General features: G+C 70.4%; 11 protein-coding genes and 1 pseudogene. 7 read left to right on the top strand and 5 right to left on the bottom strand.

Annotated features, from left to right (window positions below; genetic code table 11):
- Window positions 1-140: transposase (locus tag H0X00_RS14550; protein WP_293772303.1), on the bottom strand; the 140-nt coding region annotated here is incomplete at its 3' end.
- Window positions 141-207: 67 nt separating this feature from the next.
- Between H0X00_RS14550 and H0X00_RS14545 the strand changes: the two genes are divergently transcribed.
- Window positions 208-894 (top strand): DUF222 domain-containing protein, encoded by a 687-nt coding sequence (locus H0X00_RS14545; RefSeq protein ID WP_293772299.1) that lies wholly within the window; start codon window positions 208-210, stop codon window positions 892-894.
- Window positions 895-965: 71 nt separating this feature from the next.
- Here H0X00_RS14545 and H0X00_RS14540 read toward each other — a convergent pair whose 3' ends face one another.
- The gene (locus tag H0X00_RS14540) at window positions 966-2129 is read right to left on the bottom strand and encodes a glycoside hydrolase family 3 N-terminal domain-containing protein (RefSeq protein WP_293772297.1); all 1164 of its coding nucleotides are present in this window, start codon (window positions 2127-2129) and stop codon (window positions 966-968) included.
- 203 nt (window positions 2130-2332) lie between these two features.
- Between H0X00_RS14540 and H0X00_RS14535 the strand changes: the two genes are divergently transcribed.
- The gene (locus H0X00_RS14535) at window positions 2333-4342 is read left to right on the top strand and encodes an ATP-dependent DNA helicase (protein WP_293772294.1); all 2010 of its coding nucleotides are present in this window, start codon (window positions 2333-2335) and stop codon (window positions 4340-4342) included.
- 7 nt (window positions 4343-4349) lie between these two features.
- On the opposite strand, the gene lexA is transcribed toward H0X00_RS14535, so the two are convergent.
- The gene (gene lexA / locus H0X00_RS14530; RefSeq protein ID WP_367186636.1) at window positions 4350-5033 is read right to left on the bottom strand and encodes a transcriptional repressor LexA; all 684 of its coding nucleotides are present in this window, start codon (window positions 5031-5033) and stop codon (window positions 4350-4352) included.
- 272 nt (window positions 5034-5305) lie between these two features.
- Between lexA and H0X00_RS14525 the strand changes: the two genes are divergently transcribed.
- From H0X00_RS14525 to H0X00_RS14515, 3 genes are all read left to right on the top strand, one after another.
- Window positions 5306-5719, top strand: coding sequence for a LysM peptidoglycan-binding domain-containing protein (locus tag H0X00_RS14525; RefSeq protein WP_293772288.1), 414 nt, complete (start codon window positions 5306-5308; stop codon window positions 5717-5719).
- Between the two features lie 310 nt (window positions 5720-6029).
- Complete coding sequence (nrdR, locus tag H0X00_RS14520; RefSeq protein ID WP_293772285.1) at window positions 6030-6488, top strand: transcriptional regulator NrdR; 459 nt, start codon at window positions 6030-6032, stop codon at window positions 6486-6488.
- A gap of 85 nt (window positions 6489-6573) precedes the next feature.
- The gene (locus H0X00_RS14515) at window positions 6574-9420 is read left to right on the top strand and encodes a vitamin B12-dependent ribonucleotide reductase (RefSeq protein WP_293772301.1); all 2847 of its coding nucleotides are present in this window, start codon (window positions 6574-6576) and stop codon (window positions 9418-9420) included.
- Between the two features lie 177 nt (window positions 9421-9597).
- On the opposite strand, the gene H0X00_RS14510 is transcribed toward H0X00_RS14515, so the two are convergent.
- Window positions 9598-10938: an MFS transporter gene (locus H0X00_RS14510; protein ID WP_293772283.1), complete on the bottom strand. Its 1341-nt coding sequence runs from the start codon at window positions 10936-10938 to the stop codon at window positions 9598-9600.
- Window positions 10939-11034: 96 nt separating this feature from the next.
- Between H0X00_RS14510 and H0X00_RS14505 the strand changes: the two genes are divergently transcribed.
- Together H0X00_RS14505 and H0X00_RS14500 are read left to right on the top strand one after the other, a co-directional pair.
- A complete protein-coding gene (locus tag H0X00_RS14505) occupies window positions 11035-11625 on the top strand; it encodes a TetR/AcrR family transcriptional regulator (protein ID WP_293772281.1) in 591 nt (196 codons plus the stop codon).
- Between the two features lie 61 nt (window positions 11626-11686).
- Window positions 11687-12481: a hypothetical protein gene (locus H0X00_RS14500; RefSeq protein WP_293772279.1), complete on the top strand. Its 795-nt coding sequence runs from the start codon at window positions 11687-11689 to the stop codon at window positions 12479-12481.
- Window positions 12482-12513: 32 nt separating this feature from the next.
- On the opposite strand, the pseudogene H0X00_RS14495 reads toward H0X00_RS14500, so the two are convergent.
- Window positions 12514-12735, bottom strand: a pseudogene (locus H0X00_RS14495) (hypothetical protein); the annotation flags it as partial.

The raw sequence follows: 12735 nt of genomic DNA, 5'->3' as shown, positions 1-12735 counted from the left end.
CAGACAGGACAGGTGAAGCCCTCCGGCCAACGCAGCAGCTCCAAATACTCCACGCAGGCGTCATCGTTCGGGAACCAGTCCCGGAACTCCTGCAACGTGCGCGGGTAGTCGACTCCGCCTACCGGACGTTCTTTGCTCACACCCGAAATCGTACTGCACTCAAGCAGATATGTAGAACTGGTGTTCGAATCAGGGTAGAGTGAGCACATGACCGTGGGAGCGGTAGGTGGGGTGCATCCGGCAGTGGCCTTGATGGCCAACGCCGTTGATGACGCACGCAAAGCGGCCGGGATGCTGGGCGCGGATGAGGTGTGGACCGCGACCGCCGGGGACCTGATCACCCTGCTGCGGGCGCAGTCCCGGTTGGAGTCCGCGACCGCGGCGGTCGGGCATGCCCTCGTGCGGGAGGCCGATGTGCGGGGCCTGGCCGCCGAGCACGGTCAGCACTCGACCGGGGCCTGGCTGGCCCAGCTCCTGACCCTGCATCCGGGTGAGGCGAGCTCGCGGGTCAAGACCGCAGACCTGCTGGCCCGGAAGGCCACCGACACCGCCGCCGCGCTGGCCGCGGGCAAGATCAACGCCAGCCAGGCCCGCGCGGCCGCGGCCGCGTTGCGGAAGATCGAGCCGCACGCCTCGGCGGCGGAGTTCACCCAGGCGCAGGAGTTCCTGCTGCGCGAAGGTGCGGGTCTGCATGCCGGGCACATCACCCGCCTGGGCCGGCACATCGAGGCCGTGCTCGACCCGGACGGGGAACCCGAACGCGCCGAGCGGGCCCCATCACGATCTGTTTCATCATCAGGGCTGGCAGATCCGGATCGCCGAGGACGGGCACCCCGAAGGCACTGCCTCACCCTGGGTGGACCCGCTCCAACGGCCCGCCGAAACAGCCACTGAAACTCCTCCGCAACGGACTCAAAGGCGACGAACCCGACCGCGGACCCTGACCGCGCGATCCGAGCCGAGACTCAGCCGCCCTGGCCACAGCCCTTGGCGGCCAACACCCGACCCGCGGCCTCGCGGACGCGCGCTTCGGGGAGTCGGCCGTGCTTGACGTCTGCTTCCAGGCGGTCGAGTAGCCGCGGCACCCGATCGGGCTCGGCGAAGAACAGGGCGAGGTCGGCACCGGCGGCGAGCGCACGGCGGAGCGCCTTGCGCAGGCCGAACTTGTCGCGCACTGCCTTCATCTCCGACAGCTCGTCGGTGACTACCAGTCCGTTGAAGCCGAGCTCGGTGCGCAGGGCCCGGTAGACGGCGGGATCGAGCGAGGAGGGCAGGCCCGGCGTCGACAGGCCCGGGACGGTGAGGTGCCCAACCATCACGGCGACGCCGGTCGCGCCGAGGGTGCGGTAGGGCACCCAGTCCCGCTCCCGCAACGAGGCGACCGAAGGGGTCATTGCCTGCCCCCGGTGCGAGTCGCCGACCGCCCGCCCGTGGCCGGGGAAGTGCTTGAGGGTCGGCAGGACGCCCGCGTCCCGGAGCCCGGCGGCGAAGGCCCCCGCGTAGCGCGTCACCTTGTCCGCTCGGGCGGCGTAGGAGCGGTCGCCGATCGCGGAGTTGGAGCCGCCGAGGTCGACTACCGGGGCCAGGTTCATGGTGATGCCGTAGCGCAGCAGCCGCTCGCCGCGCTTACGGGCGAGCGCCCGCACCTCGTCCGCGCTGAGCGTTTGTGTCTGCTTCCGGGCGCTGCGCATCGAGCCGGCCAGGCCCGCGATCCGCTGCACGCGCCCGCCCTCGTCGTCGGCCGCCACGAGCGGTGCCACCCCGACCGGCCCGGGGGCGGCGAGGCGCTTCAATCGGCCGTCGGTGAGCTCTTCGGTGCCGTCGCCGTGCAGGAACACCCCGCCGATCCGGACCTTGGTCAGGAGGGTGAGTTCCTTACGGTCGGGGGCGACGACCCCCACCATCAGCGCCTGCGCCACCGCCGCGCGAAGGGGCATGGTGGCCGGGTCGGCGCAGGTCGCCGCCGGCGTGTCGTTGGCGGAAAGCCTGGCCCCGGAATCCGAATGGGGCGTCAACGCGATGACCGCGGAGCCGGTGGACAGCGCGCCCACCGCCAGCGCGGCCACCAGGGCGCGGCCGCGCCATCCCGTTCTCACCGGCGCCGAGGCCCGGCGGTGCTCGCCCCTCATGCGCTCCCCTCGGCCGGACGGGCGGTCCTGCCGAGACCCTACGTCGGGCCCCGGCCCTCCACGACCAGAAGCGCTCAGGCCGAGGTACCGGCGTCCACTGTCGGGCACGGCGAGGGCTCACGGGGGAGCGCAGCGTTCGGGGTTATCCACGTATGGATGTGCGCTTTCGTGGGGAACGGGCGCCGGTGATCTAACCTCGGGCGGTGCCCAGGACGCCGTCGGTCCGCGAACTGCTCGAGGCGGCGGTCGGCGACATCGGCGGCGCGGAGCGGCCGGGGCAGCTGGCGATGGCCGACGCCGTCGCGAAGGCGTTCAGCTCCGAGGAGCACCTGCTCGTCCAGGCCGGCACCGGCACGGGCAAGTCGCTGGCCTATCTGGTCCCCGCTCTGCTCTACCGGCGCCCGGTGGTGATCTCCACCGCGACGCTGGCGCTGCAGGCCCAGCTGGTTCGCCGCGACCTGCCGCGCCTGGTCGAGGCCGCCGAGCCGTTGATGGGCCGGCGCCCGGAGTTCGCGATCCTCAAGGGCCGCAACAACTACGTCTGCAAGCACCGGGTCGGCGGTGGGGTGCCGCAGGACGACGGCGACGCGCTCTTCGAGGTCCCGGCCGCCTCCAGTCCGCTGGGCAAGGAGGTGCTGCGCGCCCGCGAGTGGGCGGCCACCACCGACTCCGGCGACCGCGACGACCTGGTGCCCGGGGTCGGCGACCGCGCCTGGGCGCAGATCTCGGTGACCTCGCGCGAGTGCCTGGGCGCGACCCGCTGCCCGGAGGGCGCGGAGTGCTTCGCCGAGCTCGCCCGCGAGCGCGCTGCCGAGGCCGACGTCGTCGTCACCAACCACGCGCTGCTCGCGATCGACGCGTTGGAGTCGATCCCGGTCCTGCCCGATCACGGCGCGGTCGTCATCGACGAGGCGCACGACCTGGTCGACCGGGTCTCCTCGACGGCCACCGCCGAGATCACCGTCAACGCCATCGAGCGGGTCGCCCGCGCCGCGGCCCGGGTCGCGGACGAGCGCCAGGTCGACATCCTGCTCGGCGTCGCCGAGGGTCTGGGCGCGACGCTCGGCACCATGCCGGAGGGCCCGCTGAACCCGGTGCCGCCGCTGCTGTCCGCCGAGCTCGGCGCCCTGCGCGACGCCGCCCGCAATGCGCTGGTCTCGATCTCCACCTCCAAGGACGACAGCCCGGAATCGCTGCTGGCCAAGAAGATCGCCCGCAGCGGGCTGGAGGAGATCGGCGAGGTGGCCGCGAAACTGGCCGCGCCGACCCAGTACGACGTCGCCTGGCTCGCGGTGGAGGAACGCCGGGGCCGGGTTCTGCGCGTCGCGCCGCTCTCGGTCGCCGGACTCCTGCGCTCGGCGCTGTTCGAAACCCGGACGGTGGTCCTCACCTCAGCCAGCCTCGCCGTCGGTGGCGGCTTCGACACGGCTGCGCGCAGCGTCGGGCTGCCGTCCTCCGAGGCGCAGGACGAGACCCCGAAGGAGGGCGAGGACGCACTGCCGCGCTGGCGTGGCCTCGATGTGGGTTCCCCGTTCGACTACGGCAAGCAGGGCATCCTCTACGTCGCCAAGCACCTGCCCACACCGGGCCGCGACGGGCTGAGCACCGCCGTCCTCGACGAGCTCGAAGCTCTGGTGGAAGCGGCCGGCGGCCGCACCCTCGGGCTGTTCTCCTCGCGCCGGGCCGCGGAATGGGCGGCCGCGGAGCTGCGCGAGCGGCTCAAGGTTCCGGTGCTCTGCCAGGGCGACGACACGCTGACCGATCTGGTCCGCCGCTTCGCCGACGAGCCGGAGACGTGCCTGTTCGGCACGCTCTCGCTCTGGCAGGGCGTCGACGTGCCGGGGGAGTCATGTCAACTGGTGGTGATGGATCGCATTCCGTTCCCGCGACCCGACGAGCCGCTGTCCGCGGCCCGGGCGCGTGCGGTTGACGCCGCCGGCGGTAACGGGTTCATGTCGGTGTCCGCGGCGCACGCCGGGGTGAAGCTGGCTCAGGGGGCGGGCCGCTTGATCCGTCGCACCGAGGACCGCGGCGTGGTCGCGATCCTGGACCCGCGGCTGGCCACCGCCCGCTACGGGTCGTTCCTGCGCGCCTCACTCCCGCCGTTCTGGTACACCACCGACCGTGAGGTCGCGCTCGGTGCGCTACGCCGCATCACCCAGAGCACTGACGCCCCGTCAGCCGAGGCAGACGGGGCGTCAGAGAAATCGTGAGCGAGCGTCAGACCTTGCGCAGCACGCTCACCACGCGGCCGAGGATGGTCGCCTCGTCACCCGGGATCGGCTCGTACGCGGGGTTGTGCGGCATCAACCAGACGTGGCCGCCCCGCCGCTTGAACGTCTTCACCGTGGCCTCGCCGTCGATCATCGCGGCCACGATGTCGCCGGGCTCGGCCACCGGCTGCTGACGCACCACGACCCAGTCCCCGTCGCAGATCGCGGCGTCGATCATCGAGTCGCCGCTGACCTTGAGCAGGAACAGCGTGCCGTCGCCGACCAGTTCCCGGGGCAGCGGGAACACCGACTCCACGGCCTGTTCGGCCAGGATCGGGCCGCCGGCTGCGATCCGCCCGACCACTGGCACGTAGGCGGCCGCAGGCCGGGCCGCGCGCATGGTCTCCTCGTCCTCAAGCTCCGGGTTCGGGCCCGGCGCCACGCCCTCGGGCAGCCGCACCTCGACCGCGCGCGGCCGGTTCGGGTCCCGGCGCAGGTAGCCCTTCTTCTCCAGCGTGATGAGCTGGTGGGAGACCGAGGAGGTCGAGGTCAGCCCGACCGCCTCGCCGATCTCGCGCATCGAGGGTGGGTAGCCCCGCCGCTCGACGGAGTCCCGGATCACCTCGAGGACCTTTCGCTGGCGGGTGGTCAGGCCGTCCGCGTCGGGCGGGCCGTCGGGGAGGGTGTGCACCTCGCCGACGGGCGCTGCCTCGGTGCCGGCGGGCTCACCCTTGCGCGATCGGGCCACCAGTTCCTCCTGAAGTAGGGGCTCGTCCAGTGCTCGAAACGTAGCGCCCAGGACCGACACGATCAAACATATGTTCGATGAATCTCGAAAGTGTCGGCCGGGACGTGTACAACTTCGCTCATGCGTTCGATCGAAAGCCTGTTCGAAGAATTGTCGGTGGGCTGCGCTTCGATCGGATGCGACGGGGAGCAGATGGCACGAAGGAGGCCCATCCAATGAGCAATACGGTCATCAGCGGCACCATCAACGGCGCCACGCACCTGACCCTGGTCCCGACACCCTCGGCGGCTGACCTCGAGGACTTGGTTCAACTCGGGCGGACCTCGGGACTCCGCCCCGCTGCTCTTCGCCTGACGCCCCGCGGCCGATCGGTCGCGGTGGCCCTGTTCCTGCTCACCCTGCTGGCCGGCGGCGTCCTGTTCGGGTCCACGGCCACTCGCGCAAGTGGCGAGGCGGGCGCCCCGCAGAACTATCAATACCTGGTCGTCCAGCCTGGTCAGACGCTGTGGGGGATCGCCAAGGAGGTCGCTCCGCAGGAGGACCCGCGCGCCACCATCGAGGCCATCCGCCGCCTGAACGCCCTTCCCGACACGGGCATCGAGGCCGGCCAGCGGATCGCCCTGCCGTAACCCCTGAGGCGCGTTCCCGCCGATGCCGGGAACGCACCGGACACGCCCGGTTTGCGACGAGTTTCGCGATCCTCGAGGCCTCTGACCTGCGATGAAATCCGGGCCACCGAACAGGGCCCGTGAACGTCTTGCGACTTGTGGTCAACAGGTCCTACGGTTCCCACATGTAGTAGTTACACCGGTGTAAGTATCCACAGGTTGTGTCACAGGTTGTACCCAAGGGATCAACACACCATCAACAACTGCATCCACAGGACCGGCGTTATCAGAGCTGGTTTCGGATTTTGTGTTCGGATTTTGGGAGCTCCTCGTGAACTGTCCGTTCTGCCGCGTCGCGGACACCCGCGTCGTCGACTCCCGGACAGCCGAGGACGGCGCCGCGATCCGCCGTCGGCGGCAGTGCGAGCGCTGCGAGCGCCGGTTCACCACGGTCGAGGTCGCAAGCCTCAACGTGGTCAAGCGCAGCGGCGCGATCGAGCCCTTCAGCCGGGACAAGGTCCTGTCCGGGGTTCGCAAGGCCTGCCAGGGTCGCCCGGTCGACACCGACGCGCTGGCCGTGCTCGCGCACAAGGTCGAGGAGACCGTCCGCGGGCTCGGTGGCCCCGAGGTGCCGGCCCACGAGGTCGGGTTGGCCATCCTCGGTCCGCTGCGCGCACTGGACGAGGTCGCGTACCTCCGCTTCGCGAGCGTCTACCGGGGCTTCGACTCGATGGCCGACTTCGAGGCCGAGATCGCGGCGCTGCGCGCCGAGCGGGCCCTCACGGCCTGACCAGAGCACCAAATCAAGGCACGTCCCGGCCCCGCCGGGCGTTTTCTTACATGGACCAGTATTCGGAGGATCAGACGTGACCGAGATGGTGAACGGCGAGACCCAGGCGGGCTCTCTCCCGGGGCAGCCCGGCCCGGAGCGGCGCACGGGTCTGTCCATGGAGCGGATCTTCACCACCCCGGGGACGCACCCCTACGACGAGGTGAACTGGGAGCGTCGCGACGTCGTCATGACCAACTGGCGCGACGGCACCGTCATCTTCGACCAGAAGGGCGTGGAGTTCCCGTCGTTCTGGTCGGTGAACGCGGCCAACATCGTCACCACCAAGTACTTCCGCGGAGCGGTGGGCAGCGAGACCCGGGAGTGGAGCCTGCGCCAGCTGATCGACCGCGTCGTGCACACCTACCGGGACGCCGGCGTTCGGTACAACTACTTCGCCACCCCGGCCGACGCGGAGATCTTCGAGCACGAGCTCACCCACGCGCTGCTGCACCAGGTCTTCTCGTTCAACTCCCCGGTCTGGTTCAACGTCGGCACCACGGCTCCGCAGCAGGTCTCGGCCTGCTTCATCCTCGCCGTCGACGACACCATGGACTCGATCCTGAACTGGTACCGCGAGGAAGGCCTGATCTTCAAGGGCGGCTCCGGCGCCGGCCTCAACCTCTCGCGGATCCGCTCGTCGAAGGAGCTGCTCTCCTCCGGTGGCACCGCCTCCGGCCCGGTCTCGTTCATGCGCGGCGCGGACGCCAGCGCCGGGACGATCAAGTCCGGTGGCGCCACCCGGCGCGCGGCCAAGATGGTCATCCTCGACGTCGACCACCCCGACGTGGCCGAGTTCATCGCGACCAAGGAGCGCGAGGAGCACAAGATCCGCGCTCTCCGTGACGCGGGCTTCGACATGGACCTCGGCGGCTCGGACATCACCAGCGTCCAGTACCAGAACGCCAACAACTCGATCCGCGTCAACGACGAGTTCATGCGCGCGGTGGAGAGCGGGGGCCAGTTCGGCCTGCGCGCCCGCGGCACCGGCGAGGTCATCGAGACCGTCGACGCCCGCGAGCTGTTCCACTCCATGGCCCAGGCGGCCTGGTCCTGCGCCGACCCGGGTATCCAGTACGACGGCACCATCAACGACTGGCACACCTGCCCGGAGAGCGGTCGGATCACCGCGTCGAACCCGTGCTCGGAGTACATGCACCTGGACAACTCCTCGTGCAACCTGGCCTCGCTCAACCTGCTCAAGTTCCTGCGCGAGGACGGCACCTTCGACGCCGCGCAGTACGCGAAGGTCGTCGAGTTGGTCATCACGGCGATGGACATCTCGATCTGCTTCGCGGACTTCCCGACCGAGCCGATCGGTGACACCACCCGTAAGTTCCGTCAGCTCGGCATCGGCTACGCCAACCTCGGCGCCCTGCTGATGGCCACCGGCCGTGGGTACGACTCCGAGGGCGGCCGGGTGATCGCGGCGGCGCTGACCTCGCTGATGACCGGCACCGCTTACAAGCGCTCGGCCGAACTGGCCGGCGTGGTCGGGCCGTACGAGGGCTTCGCCCAGAACGCGAGCGCCCACACCCGCGTCATGCGCAAGCACGCGGCGGCCAACGACGCGATCCGCTCGATGGACGAGATGGACCGCTCGATCCTCGTCCTGGCGACCAAGGCCTGGGACGAGTGCCTGCAGACCGGCGCCCTCAACGGCTGGCGGAACTCGCAAGCCAGTGTGTTAGCACCGACCGGGACCATCGGCTTGATGATGGATTGTGACACCACCGGCATCGAGCCGGACCTGGCGCTGGTCAAGTTCAAGAAGCTGGTCGGCGGCGGCTCGATGCAGATCGTCAACCAGACCGTGCCGCGTGCACTGGTCAGGCTCGGCTACCACCAGGAGCAGGTCGAGGCGATCGTCGAGCACATCGCCGAGCACGGCCACGTCATCGACGCCCCGGGCCTGCGCCAGGAGCACTACGAGGTCTTCGACTGCGCGATGGGTGCCCGCGCCATCAAGGCGATGGGCCACGTGCACATGATGGCCGCGGTCCAGCCGTTCATCTCCGGCGCGATCTCCAAGACCGTCAACCTGCCCGAGTCCGCCACGATCGAGGAGATCGAGGAGGTCTACGCGCAGGGCTGGAAGCTGGGCCTGAAGGCGCTCGCGGTCTACCGGGACAACTGCAAGGTCGGCCAGCCGCTCTCGGCCGGCAAGTCGGCGTCGGCGTCGGGCCCGACGCAGAGTTCCGCGGCGGAGCCGATCATCGAGTACCGCCCGATCCGCAAGCGGCTGCCGAAGGTCCGCGACTCCAAGACGGTGTCCTTCGCCGTCGGTGGCGCCGAGGGTTACATGACCGCGGCCGCCTACCCGGACGGCGGGCTCGGCGAGATCTTCCTGAAGATGTCGAAGCAGGGCTCGACCCTCGCCGGCATGATGGACGCCTTCTCGATCGCGATCTCGATCGGCCTGCAGTACGGCGTTCCGTTGGAGACCTTCGTCCAGAAGTTCACCAACATGCGCTTCGACCCGGCCGGCATGACCGACGACCCGGACGTGCGGATGTCCGCCTCGATCATGGACTACATCTTCCGCCGGCTGGCGCTGGACTTCATGTCGCCGGAGGAGCGGGAGGCGCTGGGCATCTACTCCGCCGAGGAGCGGGCGCGACAGCTGGAGACCGGTTCGTACTTCGCCGATGACGACGCCGAGGAGGTCGACGTCGAGGCGCTCGCCCAGTCCGCCCCGATCGAGACCGTCGACATCTCCACCGGTGGTGTCTCCGCCACCTGGGAGGTCCCGGGCTCGACGATGGAGCTGATGGAGGCTCAGCAGGGCCGCACCGCCGACGCCCCGCTCTGCCTCACCTGCGGGACCAAGATGCGCGCCGCCGGCTCCTGCTACGTCTGCGAAGGCTGTGGCTCCACGAGTGGTTGCAGCTGAGCGACAGGGTTGCAACGCGTGGGACGACGGCATCGGCGCGTCGTTTCACTCTGCTTTCAACCCTGTCGCTCAGTGGCGCCCGACGCTGAGCACAAGGGGGAGGGGCGGTCCCCACGAGGTGGGACCGCCCCTCCGGGCTTTCCGGGACCGTCCCGGGTGCCTCGGAAAGCCCCGCTCTTACGCGGCGTCGGCCTCGGGGGAGGCCCCGGGGCGCAGGGCGCCGACGATGCGGGCCTCGGCGGCGTGCTCCACAGCCGCGACCTCAGCGAGTGCAGCTTCGGCCAGTGCCGCGGCCTTGACCGGCCGGTTCTGGCGCAGCATCGCGACCAGCGCGAAGGCGGCCAGGACCATCACGGCGCCGCCGTAGTACTGCGAGGTGGCCATGATGTCGCCGGTCTCCACGACCAGGAGGCCGGCGATGATCGCGGGGCCGCCGAAGGCGACGTAGGAGATGACGAACAGCACCGAGACGACGCCGGCGCGCTCGTGCGGGCCGGCCACCATCACCACCGAGCGCAGGGCGCCCTGGAAGGCGGCGCCGAAGCCGGTGCCGGCGACGATCGCGGCGAGGAAGAAGCCGAGGCTGGAGGCGTCACCGGCGAACAGGGTCAGCCCGACGCCGGAGAACAGCGCGGCGGTGCCGATCACCATCGAGGTGTGCGGGGCGGTGTTCTGCAGCGCGAGCACCGCGACCGCGCCGGAGGCTGCGAGGACGAACAGCGCGCCGCCGCCGTAGACGTGGTTGACCGAGCCGGTGATCCGGTGCACCAGCGCCGGGCCGAGGGAGCCGTAGAGGCCCGCCATCGACCAGCAGGCGATCATGGCCGGCGCAGCGGCGATCAGTGGGCGCCGCGCCGCAGCCGGCAGCGCGAACTGCGGCTTCAGGGACGCGAGCGCGCCGGGCTTGGGGGTCACCGTTTCCGGCATGAACGCGACGCCGACCGCCTGCAGGGCGAACAGGCCGAACATCACCAGGTAGATCAGGTGCTGCGGGGCGGGCAGCCATTGCACGAACGCTCCGGAGATCACCGCGCCGGCACCGGTGCCCAGCATCGGGGCCACGGCGCTCGCGGTCGCGCCGCGCAGCTTGCTCAGGTCGAGCATCCCGGCGCCCATCGCGCCGATCGCCGCTCCGGTGGAGATGCCCTGCACGAACCGGGCCGCCATCAGCACCGGGACGTTCTCGGCGATGACGAAGAGGATGAGCGCCATGGCCTGGGCGCCGAGGGCGCCGAACAGGACCGGCCGGCGGCCGACGTGGTCGGACAGTGCCCCGACCGTCAACAGCGCGCCCAGCACGGAGACGGCGTACACCGAGAACACGATGGTGGTCGTCATCGCGGAGAAGCCCCACTCGTCCTGGTAGACGCCGTAGAGCGGGGTCGGCGCGCTGGCGGCGGCCAGGAAGGTGAACGCCATCGAGGCGAGCAGCGCGAACGAGGCCCAAGCTGGCATCCGGTAGCGGGTGCGGGGCGGGCCATCCGGAGGGGCAGTCTCCGGGGCGGCGATAGCGACCATCGTTCGGTCCTCTTCGTCGGGCGGGGAGGGACGCAACCAGACAGGTCTGTCTGACCTCTTGAAAGTAGACAGACCTGTCTGTTAGAGTCAAGCGATATGAGCACCGTCACTGCCGAGAAGAGCTCCGCCGAGCGCGGCGGAACCGCCCGTGAGCGCCTCCTGAAGGCCGCGGACGAGCTCTTCTATGCCGAGGGCATCAACACCGTCGGCATCGACCGGGTCATCGAGCACGCCGGTGTGGCCAAGGCCAGCCTCTACAGCTCGTTCGGCAGCAAGGACGGCCTGATCCGTGCCTACCTGGAGCGCCGGCACGAGCTGCGGGTGGCCCGGATCGAGCGGCACCGCGCGCAGCACGTCGAGCCCAAGGCGCGGATGCTCGCGGTCTACGACTCCTTCGACGAGCTGATCAACAGCCCGGCCTGGCGGGGCTGCCCGTTCATCGCCGCCACCGGCGAGGCCCGCACCGACGCGACGGTGAACGAGGTTGCGGCCGTCACCCGGGACTACACGCGCCAGTGCTTCCTCGACGAGGCGACCGCCCTGGGGATCGCCGACCCCGCCGCGCTCGCCGACCAGCTCGTCCTGCTCTACAACGGCGCGGTGGTTGCGGCCGGTTATGTCGATCGGAGCGCGGCCGTCCGGGCGCGCGCGATCGCTGAGCTGGTCATCGACAGCGCGCCCCGCTGACCCACCACCTAACACTCGTTCTAGGCTGCTCGCTCGGTACCAAGAAGCGGCGGGAGACGGTGTGGATCGCAACGCGTTCTCCCGGTTCGTCTTCGGTCGGGACGCCGGCTCCTCCGTCGAGCGGGCAACCGGCCGGCAGTGGTTGCGTTGGTGGGGTTGCGGCAGCGCCGCGCTGGTCGGCGCGATCGGCATCCCGGTTCTCATCCTCGGCACCTACAACTACGACGAGAACCTGCGCGAGGCGGGCACGCCCAAGACCGCGCAGGTGATCGAGGTGGACCCGGCCAACGCGGGGTCGGACTTCACGGTGCGGGTCGGGGACCGGGAGATCGACCTGTCCAACCCGAAGCTGGTGCCCAAGGTCGGCGACTCCGTCGAGGTGGTGGAGGACGAGGACGGCCGCGTGGTCCTCGCCGACGACGTGGGGGCCAAGGACAAGGCGGTCGGTGACGCCGGCTTCGGTGCGTTCCTGTGCGTGCTGCTCTTCCTCGGCCTGGGCTGGGGCCCGGGCCTGGCGCCGTTCCGTGCGGTCAAGGCCCTCCGGGACAAGGACCTGATCAAACAGTCCGCCGTCGTCACGGTGACCGCCGTGGAGAAGGTCTCCTCTCCGCAGGGACCTCTGATCGGGGCCTGGCGGCGGGGCAACCGCCGCTACTACGCCGTCGACGTGCGGATGCCGGACAAGCGGCTCATGCGTTGGCGCGGTCCGTTGGCCCGCGAGCCCGAGATCGGCGCCAAGCTGAGCATGGTCGCGGGCGGCTTCCCGGACGACTGGGTCGTGCTGGTCAGCGCCGTCAAGGGCACGGACTCCGAGGCCGTGCACTGGCCCGCGGCACCACTGACCGCCGCGGAGTGATCAGGCGGTGGTCCAGGGGGTGGACACCTGGACTACTTCTTTCGGCGGGTGATGCGCTGCCCGAGCACGATGGCGAAGGTGGCCACGAAGGCCCCCGCCGCTCCGGAGAACGCACCGAAGAACGGCAGCACCGCGAACGTCGCGAAGACCAGCGCGGCCGCCACCCCGCCGGAGACGGCGGACACCTTCACCGAGGACTCGAACCGGCCCGGGGCGCGCTCGACCGCAGCCGCCTCCGGCTGCCGGGCCGGGGT

This window comes from Sporichthya sp. (assembly GCF_013815995.1).
GTDB lineage: Bacteria > Actinomycetota > Actinomycetes > Sporichthyales > Sporichthyaceae > Sporichthya.
This window is presented reverse-complemented; position numbering and strand designations above follow the sequence as displayed.

What these genes read in the sequence shown, in the direction of transcription:
- H0X00_RS14545 (WP_293772299.1), top strand. Translation starts at nt 208, where the DNA reads ATGACCGTGGGAGCGGTAGGTGGGGTGCATCCGGCAGTGGCCTTGATG.
- H0X00_RS14540 (WP_293772297.1), bottom strand. Translation starts at nt 2,129, where the DNA reads ATGAGGGGCGAGCACCGCCGGGCCTCGGCGCCGGTGAGAACGGGATGG.
- H0X00_RS14525 (WP_293772288.1), top strand. Translation starts at nt 5,306, where the DNA reads ATGAGCAATACGGTCATCAGCGGCACCATCAACGGCGCCACGCACCTG.
- H0X00_RS14515 (WP_293772301.1), top strand. Translation starts at nt 6,574, where the DNA reads ATGGTGAACGGCGAGACCCAGGCGGGCTCTCTCCCGGGGCAGCCCGGC.
- H0X00_RS14510 (WP_293772283.1), bottom strand. Translation starts at nt 10,938, where the DNA reads ATGGTCGCTATCGCCGCCCCGGAGACTGCCCCTCCGGATGGCCCGCCC.
- H0X00_RS14505 (WP_293772281.1), top strand. Translation starts at nt 11,035, where the DNA reads ATGAGCACCGTCACTGCCGAGAAGAGCTCCGCCGAGCGCGGCGGAACC.